Source organism: Bacteroides sp. AF39-11AC, from assembly GCF_003474285.1.
Taxonomy (GTDB): domain Bacteria; phylum Bacteroidota; class Bacteroidia; order Bacteroidales; family Bacteroidaceae; genus Bacteroides.
On record NZ_QROH01000009.1, the window covers coordinates 205,623 to 222,567 of the forward strand.

Below are 16,945 nucleotides of genomic sequence, written 5' to 3' on the forward strand. Positions count from 1 at the left end.
TCATATAATTTACGTTTGAATATCATACCATTCAATGTTTATCATCTCATTCATATACAAAATCAATGATATTTTCTGCAATACGCAAATAAAAATCCATATTGACTACCTGCAATACGCACTTTTAAAAGATGCCATTTCACCTGTAATGCGCATAAATCTATAATAAACTTGCCGTATAATAGTACTTTTAAATACAGCGAAAAATTCGGCTTTATGTATTATCCCTAATATAATGGTATTGATTACAACAGAGAAGACATAATGTAAATCAGCAATCCCCACCCATCAGGCAGACAATCATCAAAAACGCCGAAATCTCCTTCAAAAGGACGAGGTTTTGGCAAGTCAAACGGAGAAATAGAAAAATCCCGATTTGAGAGCCACTAAACAGGTATGTTTTTTGAGTTTAGAGTCGAAGATATTATTCGGGAAAAGTGATCTGTGCAGATAGAATACGATGCAGAAAACTACTTGGTTAGTAAAAAGAATGTAATTTCTAAATTCTCACTTCATATCTTTGAGCCTATTTCTACGTTGACGATAATCTGCCAAATAGGTTTCCTTGGTGCTGGGTAATAGAAATGAGGCCTCTATAAGTTGTTCGATTAGTGGGTATTGCGTAGTGAATTGAGTTATTATCTCAACCACCCGTTTTTCATTGATTCCGATACGCTTTCCAAACTCGTTGAAAGATCGCCCATTCGCCTTACCGTTAAATTTCAAGAATTCCGATTTATCTCCCTCGCGAAACAAACCGCGACTCAAAGCGAAATCACTATCATCAACATGCAGGTGTGTATTCAACAAGTCATAAGCGGGAGCCAATCGAAAATCACCTCTTGAAGTTTCGAGCACAGAGAAATTCTTCAAATGAGCATCGCCGTTTGAGAATAGAAAGTTGAAAAGTACAACTTTAAAATACTTTTCAATTTCAATACGCCAAGCAGGGATATATCGCTGTATTAGCTCGGCCAGTTCTTCGTAGCTGTATTCATACTTATAGTTACTTCCACCATTTGCGGGCATCAAACTAGCCAACGAAGAAAAGTCTTCTTTGCGTAGCTTTACGCCCCCTACTCCAACATCAAAACGCTTGGTGATATAAGCTGACTCACCTGTTTGGAAAAAGCACAAACCATTGGCAGCCGTCTCAATTCCATAAACCTGTGAAGCAATTTGCATCGTCAAATTCTCGTTCGCAGGAATCTCCTTCACTCTTCGCAAACGGCTGAGCGGAATCGGCTTCAAGATATGTGTACTTTGCTCTCCCTTTTGCGATAGGCGTATTTTGCCTTTTTCAACAAGGCAAACCTCCTTATCTTGTACTCCTGAAATTGAGATATGTTCTATATTCTCTATAAACTTCTCATTATCCTCTTCGTTCTTTTCCGGAGAATCATAAGGAAGGATATGCGATACCTTTTTGCCTGCAAAAAGATTTCTCAGGGCAACAGGAGAATAGGTTTCATACCCTTCCACAAGAGTTGATGGGCAATGTGTCAGTTTCATCATTCAATCGGTTTTAGTGTTACTGCTCCTATTGTGTCGTGTGATGTGGTGGCAAGAAGAAGTCCGAAATAGTCTTTCTCATCAATTTTCAACAATCGGCATTGAGCCTCTTTGTTTGCTCCTTCAGATAGTAAACTAAAGAAGAACGGGAACAGATAATCGCTCGTAAACTTCATCTCCGTTTTGGGCAATGTCAAGCTCACCTCCGGCATCAAGGTGTTGGCAAAATACTCCGATTCATACTCAAACGAATAACTCCCATTGTCGTTCTCGGTTAGAGTTCCGGCTTCAATACCCTTCATATAGACTTTTGCACTTCGCATCGCTTATCGTTTTAGTTGTTTGACACCCACAGTAATTTCCAGTCCCAGCACATCTAAAATCTTACCCAGCACCTCAATGGTTGGGTTTGCTTGTCCACGCTCTATTTTGTATAGCGTATTAATACTGATACCTGCAATATCTGCCAAGTCAGGCTGCGTAATCATAAGTTCTTTTCTACGGAGACGTATCTGTTCCCCAATAGTGACCCGTAATGAGTTTATCTGATTATCCATATTCACACTATATTGTGATTTATACTGCAAAGATAGTGTATTTTTCTAAAAACAACGCTTAAATCACATTTTATTATGATTTTAAAGATGCCAGGATACTATTAGTGGACAAGTTGGACTATAATCACATTATAATGTGATATACCTGATAATATAAAAATAATGCGTATATTTGCCTCAGCAAACCATTTGTAACTCCAATGCGGAAACACCCATCAAATCAACCCTCTAAAGTTGATTTGAGGCTTCCGCAAATGGGCTGAAAAAATGCGGTACAACACGTATATCGAAAAGTCTGAAAACCAGCACATTGAATTTCCCGGTACTTTCAATGTAATTGTAAAAATGAGGCCTGTACCGTTTAAAAGAGCAAAACGCTGACAATTAATAGTGCGAATATGCTGCATCGGCAAATAGACATGCCAGCTAATCACCAATAGTCTACAAATTAAAACACTAAAATACATTATTTATGAGCGAGATTAATATTCCAAAAGAAAATGAAGGCTTTATCTATACCATCCTCTCATTCGAGAGAAACGTCGAGATAAAATGTAACAAGAACTGTCGTTATATTAAAGATAAAAAATACTATCAAGATTGTCCAGCCCAGTTAACAATGGGAAATGGCAAAACTAAATCCCAATTTACTGCTGATAAATTGGTCCTAAACATAAAAAACATCGGAGGACATGAGAATTGGACATTCGCCTCTAATGAAGTTTTATTGGTGGATGGAGAGGGTTTTATCCATGAGGGCGAGTTTATGTGCTACGAAAATCTACCCGTAAACTACATAGGTGAGAGACAGCAACTTTTACCTCAAACGCAGATGAATTTCATATTATTATTCTATCCTTTGCCCGAGAATGTCAATGTTTCGCGCTTCAAAATTAATATATATAATAAATGGATAGATTTTATCCTTCAGGATTTTGATGAGTCCGTTTCGTCCCTTTTCAATGCGGTGAAGAAAAAGGTGAAAGTAATAGAGTATAATGAAGAAGGTGAAAAGAAACATATTTCCAATACCTATCTTGATTACAACCTGAAATATGACCTTGAACGGTTCGAAAAAAGACTATTGGATCTGAAAGTGAAATTATTTTCCCGATTCAACAATATATTGACCCAAGCTGAAAAGACAAAATTAGACAATAAAATAACGAGCGAAATATATGCATTAGATCTTGAATTGGAAGAGAAGCAGGAAGCCGAGTACAATCAGGTAAAAGAAAATTTCACCGCCATCAAGGATGAATATACACGAAGAGCTAAATAAAGACGAAAAGAAAAATATTAATTGTAGTGTAGCAACCCATCATATAATATGCAAAAGAATATATTTTTGTTTATTATATAATGGGTTGAAAGAAGTTTTATCACTTTATCACCTCACACTCATTCCTTTCTCGCACTTCCGTGACAGACTACTCGTTCTTTAAGTCACTCTCAAGCTACCGAAAATAGCAAAAAAGAAAGTGTCATACGAAAAATCTTCAGATTGCTAATTATTAGCTACCTAATGATACTTATCGAAATTAAAACAGCAATAGTTTTAATCCGTAATCCTAAGTTGCCAGAACGCCACGGCCGCCGCCGCCGCCACATTGAGCGAATCGACCCCATGCGCCATCGGGATACGGACTACATAGTCCGCCGCCGCAATCGTATCGGGTGGAAGCCCCTCTCCCTCCGTTCCCATCACGATGGCCAGCCGGGGTTCGGACGTCAAGACAGGATCGGCAATGGAGATAGAATCGTCCGTGAGTGCCATGGCGGCGGTGCGGAAGCCGTGGCGTGCCAGATTACTGAGAGTGCCGTCCAGCCACGTCCAGGGGAGCAAAAAGACCGAACCCATGGACACCCTGACCGCACGGCGGTTCAACGGATCGCAAGAGTTACGCGTCAGCAACACGGCATCCATCCCGAGGGCGGCCGCCGAACGAAAAATGGCACCAATGTTCGTAGTGTCCACAACACCGTCGATGACGACGATGCGCCGGGCATCCCGGCAGGTGTCTTCCACCGTGCGGGGCGCGGGGCGACGCATGGCGCACAACACTCCGCGCGTCAGGACATAGCCCGTCAGCGTGGCGAGTAACTCCCGTCCGCCCGTATAGACGGGCACGTCGCCGCAACGACTGATGATGTCGGCGGCATCACCGGTGATGTGTTTTTGCTCGCACAAGAGGGCCAGAGGTTCATATCCGGCATCCAATGCTACACGGATCACCTTCGGGCTTTCGGCTATGAACAGGCCTTTATCGGGCTCGATGCGGTTGCGCAACTGGGCCTCGGTGAGGGTGGAGAACACCTCGATTCCGGGGTGCGACAAGGATGTGATTTCGATAATGGGCATAAGGCTTTATTCTTTTTGTTAGAGAGTAATGAATTAAATGGGTACGCGGACGACACGGATCAGGCGGACGAACGCGGACTTTAAAAAAAGCTGCGCTACAATATTGATAAATTAAAAATCCGCGTTCGTCCGCCTTATCCGCGTCGTCCGCGTACCAGATACCGCAACTTTCATCACCCCGTCCAGTTTATTTTCAAAAATCCGGTAAGCCTCCTCAATCTCATTCAACGGGAAGCGGTGTGTGATAAGCGGCGTGGTGTCTATCTTGCCTTCTTCAATCAGGCGAAGTATCTCGGCGCAATCGCACCCGTCCACGCCACCGGTCTTGAAGGTCAGGTTTTTTCCGTACATATCGGGCAGGGGAAGCACCTGGGGGCGGTCGTAGAGGGCCACTACGGTGACGATGGCATTGGGGCGTGCACACTCCCACGCCAGACGGAAGGTGCCATCGGTTCCTGCCACTTCGAGCACGACGTCGGCTCCGCCATGATCGCTACTCCGCAACACAATCTCCCGGCAATCCTCCGGCTTCACCACCTGTACGTCCGGATAGTGCTCCTGCACAAAACGGATTCTCTCGGGCGCCGCCTCGCAAACAATGATGCGACGGGGGTGCTTGAGCATCACGCAAAGCAGGGTGCAGATTCCGGTAGGGCCGGCGCCGATGATGAGCACCGTGTCCTTTTCGGTAATCTCCGATATGCGGGCCGTCCAAAAGCCCGTGGCAAGCACGTCGCCCACAAAGAGCGCTTGTTCGTCGCTCACCGCATCCGGAATGCGGTTCAGTCCCTGGTCAGCATAAGGCACGCGGACGTACTCGGCCTGACCTCCGTCGATGCGGCAGCCCAGCGCCCAACCGCCATTGGTATCGGTGCAATTGTTCACATATCCGTGTTGGCAAAAAAAGCATTCGCCACAAAAGGTTTCTACGTTCACCGTAACCCTGTCGCCGGGCCTGACGGAAGTAACGTCCGCGCCCACTTGCTCCACGATGCCTACCATTTCGTGTCCCACCGTGGTTCCGGGCAAGGCACGCGGCACGCTACCGTGCTTGATGTGCAAATCGCTGGTGCAGATGCTACCGAGCGTCACGCGGACAATGGCGTCGCGGGGGTCTTTCAACCTGGGTTTCGGTTTTTCTATAAGTTCAAATTTTCCGTGTTCAATATAGGTATATGCAAGCATTGTTTTTCTCTTTTTTAATACTTCTCTTTCCGTTCAAACTCTCCCTCCTCCGTATAGTACTTCCATGTGCCCTTGGGTATGTTATTTCCGTATTTCCCGCGGAGTTTCAGTTTTCCGTTCTCATAATATTCGCGATAGCGTCCGTGGCGTTTTCCTTCTTTCACTTCCGCTTCACTCTTCAACGCTCCTTCGGGATAAAACTCCCGCAAGACGTTGCCCTCAAATTTCTCAACATAGAAGCGTTGCAACTCACTCATTTGCTCCTTCTCCGTTTCGGCATCTTCGTTCATTACTTCGTCGGCTTCATCGTCCACTACCACCGCTACGGCCGCTTCTTCCGGTTGATAGGGTTTATAGTCCATCACGCATTGCAACGAGGCGGACTGGCCGTCTCCCGTAATCTGCATGGTCCAATAGGGGAATGAGTAGACAATGTCCTTGTCCGATTGTATCTCTCCCCACGTAACGGCATTCATCATAGGCTTCAACTGGTAATAAAACTTATGTACATCCGTATATAAGAAAACGGTAGAGCTCGAATTCAGGTACGAGAAGGCATTTTTAAAGCCCGGATTATCCTTCAACAGGTTCTTCTGATCGTAATCTTCTATAAATGAGAGCAGAGACGAGGCTTTGTTGCTAAACACCACATAATCGTCCACGTACGTGTAATAGGGTTTTTCGAACTTGTCGAACAGCCCTCCGAAGAACAAACGGAAGAAGCCTTTCATTTCCACATAGTTGATTTCAAATCCCTTATAATCAACCGTCTTTATCCGGAGCGGGGTGCGCCGCCTGATCTTCTTTTCTATAAACTCCATATTCTTACGGGCGTCCTTGATGCTTTTGGCGCCGATGACCAGAATCAGTTCCGGATCGTGCCCCAGCAGCCCCGGCTCGGATTGGGTGATGGCAAATTCTCCCGACATCCAGCTCAGGAAGTTTTCTTCCAGAGAGATGTCGAACAGGCTTTCAATCTTCTTCCGGGAAGTTCTATAAGATTCGCACCATTGCGGGTCGTGGACCACAAGTGCATTCTCCAGTTCCTTTACAAAAGTCACCGGATTGCTGAAACCGATGTTGGTATAGAGTGCCGTCCGGCCGGACAGGATTTCGTGGGCTTTCATCCGGTGCTTACCCGAGTTCAGCAAGGCCATGATGTACGGATCGGCGGTGTCTTTCCGCAAGGTATATCCTTTCACCTCCATCCGTTTGTGGTCGGTATTGAAATAGAGTCCGGCAAAATCCATGGAATTGCTGAACATATCGATGTACTCGTTTCCGGTTCCCAGATAAATATTCAGGAATTGGGGCAGGCGTGCATAATTGATAAAAACGCGGACAAGTCCTTTGCCGGACACCAGTTTTTCGGCTTCGATAAAAGAATGATCGAGACCGATTTGGGGCTTGTTGCGTGAGTCGATGGCCGATTCTACAAGTTTGGAGGTATAGGAACCTACAAAATGGTTGTCCACGAAGGCGCAATAAAAAATATCGCGCGTATCCGGATCGCGCATTTCGAGGATGTTAATCCCGTTGTGCATCCGGTTGGTTACGGAACTGCCCGCCATGGTGAGCACCGTTTCAAGCTGATCCTTCAACAAGTCCATCTTGGAGGCCTTTTGCATGTCCAGCACAATCAGGAAATCCCAATCGCGGGCACGGACTTTATGGATTGAGATGAGCATATCCCGTTTGCCCACCAGCGATAACAACATTTTATTGCTTCGGACCACGGTGTCGAGCGTTTCCACATTTCGGGTGACGTCCTCGAAGGCTTTCGCCCGCTTCAGGCATTGCCAGGTTGCGCTTCCGCTGAACTTTGCCCAATCGTCGATGGGCGCCGAGGACTGGATGATAAATGCCGCGTCTTCGGGCACCAGGTAGATTTGCTGAATGTTGCGGTCGGGCGAAACAAACAGGTGAACGATGGAGTACAAAAAATATACAACCAAGGCTAAACCGGCAATCGCAAGTGTTCTTTTTACAAGGGTCCGGGTATTGTTCTTCTTAGCGGATTCAACGGGTGGCTCTTGTGGTCCGTTATCCAATTCATTTTCGATCATCCCTTTTTCAATATGCTATTGACTACACGCACCGAAGACACCAGCTTGGCCGTAGAAGTAAACACATCCACATTCCACACATGCGAGGAGCGGCCTTTATGCACGATGGTTGCCACCGCCCTTACGGTGTCTCCCTCGTGGGCGGAGGAGATATGGTTTCCGCTGACTTGCATGCCGACCACTATTTCGTCCGGCTTGCAAAGTATCATGGAACCCAGTCCGGCCACGGTTTCGGCCAATGCCAGGCTGGCACCTCCGTGCAGGATGCCGAAAGGTTGGCGGGTACGTTCGTCCACGGGCATGGTGGCCTCTACCCTGTCTTCGGAGGCGTAAGTGTATTGTATGCCCAGATTTCCCATCAATGCGTGGCGGGCACGCTGGTTGAGTTGCTCCAGGGGCACGTCGGCGGGGCGAATTTCGGCAAGTATCGCCTTCTCCACGGCTTCGGCCACGCCGTCTTCATCGTTGGAGGCGGTGATGCGGTCGGCACAGACCTTCACCGAGTCTTGGGCGTTTCCCATGGCGATGCCCAGTCCGGCGGATTGTATCATGGAGACATCGCAAACTCCGTCGCCAATGGCGATGACTTCTTCGGAGTTGATGCCCAACTTCTCAAGCAAGGCGCCCAGCGTATTGGATTTATCAATGGAGCAGGGCACCACTTCCAGAAAATAGGGTTCCGAACGAAATACATCCAGCGCTCCGTTCAACCTCCGGCGCCAGTGGTCTTCCAGTCCCACGAGGGCTTCTTCGTCATCGCTTACCAACATGCACTTGCAAGGGGCAAAGTCCACCGCTATCGAGAATTCGGTTTCGGCAATTATCTTCAGGCCATTCAGCTCGGCTTCGTGGCGTATGTGCTCGTTTTCGGGCGAGTCGGTGATGATGGTATCTTCGTGATACGTAAAAATGGCGAACCCGTTCTTACGGGATTTCTTTTCAAGATAGGGCAGCATTTCGGGGTTTATCCTACGCTCAAAGAGTAGTTCGCCACTTTGCGCATTGATAATTTGCCCGCCATTGTAGGAGAGGATGAAGCCTCCGTAATTGCCCAGTTCCAGAGCCTTGGCAATGGGCATAAGGCCATAGGTGGGCCTGCCGGAAGCTAATACGATACGTACGCCCATCTGTTGCACTTTCAACAAGGCGGCCAGTGTGCGCTTGCTGATTTTCTTCTCACTATCGAGCAGAGTTCCGTCTACATCAAGAACTAATAGTTTGTATTTCATGACTTACCGGTTTTTTAGGTTTATGAAAACAAAGGTAAAGTTATTCAGGCGAAAACGCAATTAAGTAACGAGTTTTTTCTTACGCATTTTCATTCGTTATTTACACATAGTTCTTTTGCTCATCAGTGCAACAAGTACGGTACCAACTCCGCAAGATAGCTTCTTTTTACGATCTTTACTTTACGGAATGGTTCATTAAAAATATAGGGAAGTGCCTGAATTCCGACACTCCCCTATCTATTATTTAACTCGGATCTTATATCTCCTCGTCATCACTTCATTGCATTGTTTCCCAGTGCTCCCAGCGCAGCCGAAACAATAGCCATCACTACTTTCAGTATTTTTTTCAAAACAGACTTCTTCATAAATACAATCGTTTAATTTTTAATTCTTCATTTTTTAATTTCTAAGCTCCTCAGCTTTAGACTTTATCCAAGTGGGTTTTCCACTATTCCTCCGTCAGGTGACGACGAACCGCCACCTTCTGTAGGAAGTTCGTCATTGATGCGATCCACATCTTTGAGGCTAAGTCCTTCGGAACGGGTGCTTCCGTTAGCCGTAATACGAATTTCCTTGTTGGCACGGAAACAAACGCGCAAGCCAGTGATATCATTCGCCGTAAACGCCTCTGCCGTATCCGCCCCCTTGCTACGGGCGGCAAGATAAAAAAATCCCAGTCCGTCAATATTCACCGACCGCCCCAAAAGCAACTCTTCTTTCAACTCCGTGCGGAAATCCTTCAGCACAGAGCTCACCACACCTTCACTCACACCAGAAAGTCGGCTGATCTTTTTCGCAATCTGCTTCAGATCCATCGCCACACCATACTTATAAGTGATTACCGGATATACCTTCTTTGCCGATTGCTTATCGAGGGGATTTAGTAATCTCCAAACCTTCTTATACAAAATACTCATAGTTCTTTTTCTTTTTAAATTAAATAAATCATGTTCAAAATCTCTTCGCTAACGTTAACGTTGCAAAGATGCGGCAACTTCTATAAAACTCAAATGAACACTTACTATGGTATCTTAAATCCATAATATCTACCCTATTGTTGCACTAAAAGGCATTTGCCAGTTATAATCTACTGACTTTAACTAACTCATATCCATAAAAAAGGAAGAAAACAGGGAAGTATATCCGGAAAATTCGAGAGATTAAATCAAGTGTACAAATTAAGAAACGCAACTATAGGCTTCATTTTACAAACGATTATACATAATAACTGGTCATACTTTAATATGCCAATCTGATAAATATATATTTAGATATAGCAATTTCTAACAAATGGGGCTTTGAAGGCTGCTGTCCATGTGGATATTATCAAGATCAACCCGTTTTACCTAAGTAAACAACTTGAACAAAATCCTTTTTTTCTGCTTCTGCGGGATTTGGATAAGCGATATTATCGGTTTGAGATGGAGAGATGTATTTGTTGATAGAGGAAAATACCGTTTAACAGTATCCATGCAGAAGACCTAAGGACCTATTTATCTGCCCTTTCTCCTGAAGCGTTGAAATGAATACCGGAGCGTGGCAATAAAACACCGGAGAATCATTTTTTGACTTGCCATGTATCACACAGGTCAATCAGTCAATAAAACTTTAGGCGAAAGAGGCCGAAATTGTCAAGCGATTCACATTTACAGCGCAAGACATTTTATTTATCTTCCTTACCGAAAACAAACAACTTATAAATATTTATTCCTAGATGATAACAATTTGAAAACAAGCAAAATTCTTTATTCGACTTCGTTTTACATTAAATTAAAAGAACGCTAATTCAGAATGCAAAGATAACATTATTGTTTAACACACCTTTTATTGAGAACAATATTCACATTTATACCTAAAAATCTTCCACTATATATAATGCAATGATCAATGAAGCAAGATCAATTTTGCCTATTGTAATAATGAATCCATAAGTCGATCTATTATAAAATCCTCTTGTTCATTATCGTAAGATGACTCTCGATAAGAATCTTCATCATTTTCATCTGGAATATCCTCCAATGAATCCCGAATTTCTTGTAGGTGAGAGAATGCTCGGCTTAATGCAACACCATCTGGAAGTCTTTTCTCAATTTCAAGATATAACTCCTCGCGTTCTTCATAGTCAGCGAAACCATTTATCATTGTATCCATGTCAACTATCATTTCCTCCTCCATTTTTTCAAGAAATGGAGTCTTATCTATTAAATCTATATTTCCTGTTTCATGCAGCAATTTCAACAATTCAGGATAATCATCAATATCCTTATCCTCATTAGTTAACAAATTCAGCACATCTCTTAACTCTGTTTCTCTGTTAGACCAATTCATTCGCTTTATTAGTTGAATTCTTTGAAAAAAATCTGTATTATTACCTTCAGTAATTTGCGTTAAAAGAATTGACAATAATTGATTTTGAATTTTCTTAAAATAACTCGGAAATCTATCTGCAAAGCTTTTCAAAAACGCTGTCTTACTATAGGAGTTTTTTATAAAACTTATGCCTGTTCGACTCAATTTGCATGATTCTGGATTATTGCTTAAGAATTCTATAAGTTTAGCTCTTAATATTTCCAGATTTGAATCTGAAAGGCTAATATTATTGGACCTAAAAATTTCAGGCATATTTTGACTTAAAAATTCATCATATAGAGAGGTTAACTGTTCTGGATAGAATGCACCTTCCAAAAGTAGTCGTTGAGTATAAGCGCTCTTTTCAATATAATTAGCAATAAAATCTCTGACAGAAGGATTATGGAATGTGACAACAATAAGACCTTGGTATTTGCCAGTTCTAATGAAACAATCATGTAGAATCTTCACAGTTTTATTCCATGTAATGTCATCGTACTTCAACTGAAGCTGGTCTGATGTCAATTTACCAAAATGGGAATATGCTTTATTCCAGCTTTCTATTGAAACCTCACCACCCATTGAAGCAAGAACCATAAGTGCATATTGGCTCTCTGGCTTCAAATTTTCAAATGCCATTTCCCAAACCATATGTGGATTCGAGAAAAACTCTTTGAAACGATTCATAAATTCCGACACAGGCACTTGTATCCAGAGCTGTTTGTCAATATAGGTCTCAATAACACGTGGATTAAAATTACGATGCCCGATAATCCATCTATATCCTTTGTCTTTTAAAAATTCGGAGATATACTCTTTTGGCAAATCTGCATTTGCAATATGGTTATACAAGATTTTTGCTCTAACAGTTTTTGTATAAGAACCAATATCGAGAACACACTTTGCCAATTCTATATTCTCATTGCGGATTTTTTCATAATGAATGTTTGCATCGCGTAGAATGTATTCACGCGTTGTCAATATAAATTTCTTGGAATTATCTTTCTTTACTACTCGAATAAAAGATATTAATTTTTGTGCGAATCCAGAGCCATTGTCTTCAAAAACATTGGCTCCCAAAAAATCATCGAAGAAAAATACTTGCTTCTTATGGGGATCGTAAAGCTTTGATGCATTATCCATATCACCTGGAATATTTACAAATTCCTCATAACCATGTGCTAGATAATCATATAAAAGAATATTTGCAAGAGTTGTCTTGCCGATACCCGGTATCCCAGATATTATCACATAGTTATATTGAGATAAAATATTTCGGGCCTGTTCAAGACTCTTATTAGGGACATATGTCGCTATTTGTTGCTTTATGTGTTGCAGTTCAAAATCCGACCAATTTATAACTTCCTTATTGATTATACTTTGGAGTATATTAGTACTAGTAAGCCATAGTTTATAATGCTTTTTCTCCACATCATCAAAAGTACCCAACAAGTTATTTATATCATTCGACCCAAGAATTTGAGTAGTGTCTTTGATGTAAGGAGCGAATAACTCTTTTATGTCATCCTTATTCCTAGGTGTCAATCCTACCGACGTAACAACATAATAGTTATCTGGATTAATTCTTCGAACTTTATCCGCCTCCCCTTTAAGATTGGATAGTAATGAACTATAATCCTTATATCTTTTTGCTTGGACAATCGACTTACCTCCATTTATTGTTGCAAATCTTAAGTCTATACCACTATCTCTACCAGTTGTAAAAGATTCAACAAAAACCCCAAACTGTTTCTGGATAAGGTCTCGAGCCAAATCTTCAAACTCAGCTGGTTGTAAAACATTGAGATTATAATTAGGCATAATATTAATTCTTAGGGTGATTATTTACGACAGTACCCCAAATGACTTGTCTGATTTATAATAACTGATTAAATAGTTACGGGAATAACCGTGCCAGCTATTCCCGTTATTTTTCTTTTTATCCTGCGTATAACCCAATTTCTTTGAACGCAATCCACGCTTCTTCAATACATTTATCTATATCTTCTAATGAAGGCTCATATAGATATTCAAGGCATTTATCTATTTTTGAGATAAACATTTTATCATCTTTATATTGTTCTTGGACTTCATATAATGCTGTATGTAAATATGCAGCCACTTCTCCTATTTTGAAACCAAGTTTATACTGGTCAACTGACTTCTGACCAGGAAATGGTACAGATACTCTTTCAAAACCACGAAAAATATCAGCATCAGCTCCAAATCTTCTTGTACGTCCACATTTAAAGACTGCCCTAATCAGATATTCATAATTCATTGCTTCCATAATTGTAAAATTTCAGATTGATATTTTCGGTAAAGTTACTAATTAAAAAGCATTTGTAGAATATAAACAAAACAATTATTTCAATCGAAGTACAACACTTAATAAATAATGCATCTTTATTTTTTATTTATCACATCAAACGTATAGGTGTTATTTTTGAAGCAGAAACCATATTTCTATTCATATCTTTACTATCAGCCACTCAAGCAGCACATTTGCTTACAAAGATGTTTCTTTAACACAGCGCACAGGAAATCCATTTGCCCGACTATGGCTACTAACAGGATACACCCATGCAATATTTGTATTCAAGCAAGCCCCTTGTGGCAAATCAGCACTGACGGGGGATGATGACCATGCACATGAACTGGCACCAACATCACAGATCTGTCCATTAATACCGTTTCTATAACCAGACGCAGGATAAAAAGCTTGATCACCTGTATTGCCATTAATATAATAACGACGGCCAAAAACTCCGGTGGAACTTACAAATCCAGAATTATTACCATCTACATAATTTTTCTTATCTTCAATTGGAGTATTATATAAACTTGCAATATTTATATTGTAGTTACTATTTTTATCTCCATTCAAAAGACTGGTGGTAAAATTAATCCATGTATCTTGAGGAGGCATACACCACCCCAAAGGACAAGGATCATAGATTGTTTTACCTGTAAACTTTGTATCAAGACGTTTACTGGTTGCTTCATTATTAAGTTCTCCACCCCACAACCGATTGGAAGCTTTCCATGCTTCTGACTGACTTGTGGCTCTATAAATCCAATTGTAAGAATTATCCTCACCACATACAATAAAAACCAACGGTCGCTTTATTGAATAGCTAATAATTGACTGTACAGATGATGAAATCAGACTATTTATGATTTGATAGTTCTCCCCCCTCAATGTAGCTGCATTAAGTTTGTTTCCATTTCGATCAAAAACATCTACTATTTCAGAATTATTATCAATTCTTCTTTCTCTGTTCTTTGCTGCTGGGAAAGGGTCTTTACGCCCAAATTGATAATACAATCCAAACGTCTTCACAACCTCAGCATTATTGGTAGCAATATTACTAGCTGCACCTAAATTACAATTCATCATAACCAGTGTACGTTTTGCCGGCAAAACATCTGCGTAAATGGTGCCATTCATTCCACCTCTTGGATTCGTTTGATATGTTTGCGTAGGTATCTCTGCCAAATTAAAATGGGTTTTCCAAATATGCCAACTCCACAGTATATTACCACTTCCGTCTTTTACCGCAACCACTGCATTCCCTTCAGCTGCCGGGCCAGTTTTGAAATAAACATATCCATCTTTCAGAATCATACCTTGTATTATTTGCCCATGACCATTGGTTTCCCAAACGAGTTCTGCACTTGCAGGACTGATAGCAGCATTAGCAGCCAAAGCACTTCCGGTCGGAGAAATCAATGCAGCAGTGGCAGCCCCATTTCCTCTCACTGTAGCTTTAAACTTATACCACGTATTTACCTTCTTGGCAAGATAACAATTTGCCGTACCTACACTACTCAAATCTTCTGTTCCCGTAAAATCTACAACAACCCTTGTATCTGTTGCCGCAACATCATTCAGAGTAATGTTATACGTATAATTGCCATTCCGCTTGATATTGAAATCACTCGTATTATTTTCTCCAAGATACACTGTCCACTTTGCAGTAACAGTGCCTATTGTGCCGTTAATTTCTACATATGTAGCATGTGCAGGCGCATTTGCAGTCGTTTTATCCTTTTGAGCAGAAATAGTTTTGGTTCCTCTTCGGTTTTCAAACATATAGAATATTGTGCTGGCAGTGGTTGCACTATTTGGACCTATACCGCCGCAATTCAGCCAAGTAGTACTTGTCGCATCCGCTGTACCGAATACATAATAAGAGTTCTTAGGAAGATTATAAATTTTCAAATTAGTAATGTTAATCCCACTACTTTCTTTCACTTTAATCTTTAACTCAACTTTTGCGACCATACGGGTTAATACCAGTATTCCCGACAATGTGTTTGTCCCCGCCTTGATATTCACACTTTTCATGCTTCCCGTCATTGGCAGATTGGTGCCTTTATTCAAGTCATCCCAATTAGTCAGACTATATACCATACTTTTCAGATAAGATTCCTCATGTATGACATATCCCTTGAACAAGTCAGCTTTACCCGTATTGGCAACGGCATATATGGTACATCCGGTAGCACTGCGCGTATTAATGGTAACCGTAGAACCACCCGTCTGGTATTTCTGTCCGATCAGCTCACCCACACTGTTATAAATCAAAATGTGCAGGTCACTGATCACACTCTCATTGACTGTCCGGGTAACGAAATTCACCTGTTCTTCACCCTGTACTTCCACCCGAATGGTAGCGGGCATACCTTCCTCCATGTCCACATCCTCCATACCCTCTTCTTCCGATTGGCAAGAACTGCACACAGCCGCCATTGCTAACAGTGTGCCTAGCATGAACAGTACGAAAAGTACCTTCCAACAAAACGGTATGGGTTCTTCCGTTTTCGGATATACCTTGTATTCAAATAACCTAATCATACACTTTTTACTTACATTTCTACATCCTGACCGACCGTTCCCCAGGGAACCACACTCACAAAAGCCTTAACCTCCGCATAGCGAAAGTCTATATCAATGTTGGTCTGTTGCCCCACAGGGGCATACAAAGGACGTAGTTCATTATCTTTAGTGATAGTGAATAATTTCTCATCTTTCCGATAGACGTCTATTTCCAACGGTTTTCCCTCCCCGGTAGGGAATATATGAAAAAGCGGTGCATAGACATCCCCCTTGGCATCGGTAACGGAAGCCGGTTCGTATCCGGCCCCGGCCCCCGAAGCCTCACCCATAAAATCCATTTCCGTACCGATGCAGTGTACGATGAAACGATATGCTTCACCGTTATAAGGATAACGTTCGGCAAGATAACGTGTGCGTATACTGAGGCCCGCCACCATACGTTCCATTACGAGCGTAATATCCGTTCCTTCCACACCCCGCGTGTTTATCTCCCCTATTTCTCTGCGACAATAGAACAGGTCTGTTAGCGGAATGTGCGTACCGTGGGTATATTGCCGAAGCTGGAGTTTCGCATCTTTCAGGGATGTTCCCGGTGCTATCTCTGTAGTAATCAGAGTATCTTCTTTCAGATTACCCCAAGCTACGAGCGTGAACCGTTCGTCCTTGTCCTCTCCAAATGAAAAGTCCGAGAAGCCCTCAGAGGGAATCATTCTGACGAAACCTTGCTCATTAAAAAGATAGATATCCGATTTCTGCAAAACTCCATTTCCGGTAAGGTCGTTCCCGTCCGCATCCACCGCACGGACATGCAGTTCATACCGGACACAACCTTCCATATCCTC

Annotated in this window: 14 protein-coding genes and 2 pseudogenes; 2 read left to right on the forward strand and 14 right to left on the reverse strand. The window is 42.3% G+C overall.

Going from position 1 to position 16,945, the window contains the following annotated elements; translation table 11 throughout:
* Nucleotides 1-269 precede the first annotated feature (269 nt).
* The 4 genes and pseudogenes from DW036_RS26215 to DW036_RS20085 all read right to left on the reverse strand — a co-directional run.
* Nucleotides 270-386: pseudogene (locus DW036_RS26215) on the reverse strand (type II toxin-antitoxin system HipA family toxin); the annotation flags it as partial.
* Between the two features lie 121 nt (nucleotides 387-507).
* Entirely contained in the window at nucleotides 508-1,515 is a 1,008-nt protein-coding gene (locus DW036_RS20075; RefSeq protein WP_118465958.1) for a type II toxin-antitoxin system HipA family toxin, read from the reverse strand.
* Entirely contained in the window at nucleotides 1,512-1,835 is a 324-nt protein-coding gene (locus DW036_RS20080; RefSeq protein WP_117723479.1) for a HipA N-terminal domain-containing protein, read from the reverse strand. The genes DW036_RS20075 and DW036_RS20080 overlap by 4 nt, the downstream gene beginning before the upstream one ends.
* A 3-nt stretch (nucleotides 1,836-1,838) precedes the next feature.
* On the reverse strand, nucleotides 1,839-2,069 hold the full coding sequence (locus tag DW036_RS20085; protein ID WP_117723683.1) for a helix-turn-helix domain-containing protein: 231 nt from the start codon (nucleotides 2,067-2,069) through the stop codon (nucleotides 1,839-1,841).
* A 472-nt stretch (nucleotides 2,070-2,541) separates the two neighbouring features.
* Here DW036_RS20085 and DW036_RS20090 point away from each other — a divergent pair, with 472 nt between their 5' ends.
* On the forward strand, nucleotides 2,542-3,351 hold the full coding sequence (locus DW036_RS20090; RefSeq protein ID WP_118465959.1) for a hypothetical protein: 810 nt from the start codon (nucleotides 2,542-2,544) through the stop codon (nucleotides 3,349-3,351).
* A 276-nt stretch (nucleotides 3,352-3,627) separates the two neighbouring features.
* Here the strand turns inward: DW036_RS20090 and DW036_RS20095 are convergent, their stop codons facing one another.
* The 6 genes from DW036_RS20095 to DW036_RS20115 all read right to left on the reverse strand — a co-directional run bounded on the left by DW036_RS20095 (nucleotide 3,628) and on the right by DW036_RS20115 (nucleotide 9,828).
* Entirely contained in the window at nucleotides 3,628-4,431 is an 804-nt protein-coding gene (locus tag DW036_RS20095) for an RNA methyltransferase (RefSeq protein ID WP_118465960.1), read from the reverse strand.
* Nucleotides 4,432-4,542: 111 nt separating this feature from the next.
* The gene (locus DW036_RS20100; protein ID WP_118465961.1) at nucleotides 4,543-5,616 is read right to left on the reverse strand and encodes an alcohol dehydrogenase; all 1,074 of its coding nucleotides are present in this window, start codon (nucleotides 5,614-5,616) and stop codon (nucleotides 4,543-4,545) included.
* A 14-nt stretch (nucleotides 5,617-5,630) separates the two neighbouring features.
* Nucleotides 5,631-7,682, reverse strand: a complete 2,052-nt coding sequence (locus DW036_RS20105) for a DUF3352 domain-containing protein (RefSeq protein WP_118465962.1) — start codon at nucleotides 7,680-7,682, stop codon at nucleotides 5,631-5,633.
* The gene (locus tag DW036_RS20110; RefSeq protein ID WP_007215797.1) at nucleotides 7,679-8,911 is read right to left on the reverse strand and encodes a Cof-type HAD-IIB family hydrolase; all 1,233 of its coding nucleotides are present in this window, start codon (nucleotides 8,909-8,911) and stop codon (nucleotides 7,679-7,681) included. The genes DW036_RS20105 and DW036_RS20110 overlap by 4 nt, the downstream gene beginning before the upstream one ends.
* A 272-nt stretch (nucleotides 8,912-9,183) precedes the next feature.
* Nucleotides 9,184-9,276, reverse strand: coding sequence for a smalltalk protein (locus DW036_RS25615; protein WP_007215796.1), 93 nt, complete (start codon nucleotides 9,274-9,276; stop codon nucleotides 9,184-9,186).
* Between the two features lie 63 nt (nucleotides 9,277-9,339).
* A complete protein-coding gene (locus tag DW036_RS20115; RefSeq protein ID WP_118465963.1) occupies nucleotides 9,340-9,828 on the reverse strand; it encodes an HU family DNA-binding protein in 489 nt (162 codons plus the stop codon).
* Between the two features lie 454 nt (nucleotides 9,829-10,282).
* On the opposite strand from DW036_RS20115, the pseudogene DW036_RS26065 reads away from it, so the two are divergent.
* Nucleotides 10,283-10,520, forward strand: a pseudogene (locus tag DW036_RS26065) (site-specific integrase); the annotation flags it as partial.
* A gap of 299 nt (nucleotides 10,521-10,819) precedes the next feature.
* Here DW036_RS26065 and DW036_RS20125 read toward each other — a convergent pair.
* The 4 genes from DW036_RS20125 to DW036_RS20140 form a co-directional block, all read right to left on the reverse strand.
* Entirely contained in the window at nucleotides 10,820-13,081 is a 2,262-nt protein-coding gene (locus tag DW036_RS20125) for a restriction endonuclease (protein WP_118465964.1), read from the reverse strand.
* A gap of 118 nt (nucleotides 13,082-13,199) precedes the next feature.
* Complete coding sequence (locus DW036_RS20130) at nucleotides 13,200-13,550, reverse strand: hypothetical protein (RefSeq protein ID WP_118465965.1); 351 nt, start codon at nucleotides 13,548-13,550, stop codon at nucleotides 13,200-13,202.
* Nucleotides 13,551-13,769: 219 nt separating this feature from the next.
* Entirely contained in the window at nucleotides 13,770-16,121 is a 2,352-nt protein-coding gene (locus tag DW036_RS20135; RefSeq protein ID WP_118465966.1) for a DUF4906 domain-containing protein, read from the reverse strand.
* Nucleotides 16,122-16,132: 11 nt separating this feature from the next.
* A complete protein-coding gene (locus DW036_RS20140; RefSeq protein ID WP_118465967.1) occupies nucleotides 16,133-16,939 on the reverse strand; it encodes a FimB/Mfa2 family fimbrial subunit in 807 nt (268 codons plus the stop codon).
* Nucleotides 16,940-16,945 lie beyond the last annotated feature (6 nt).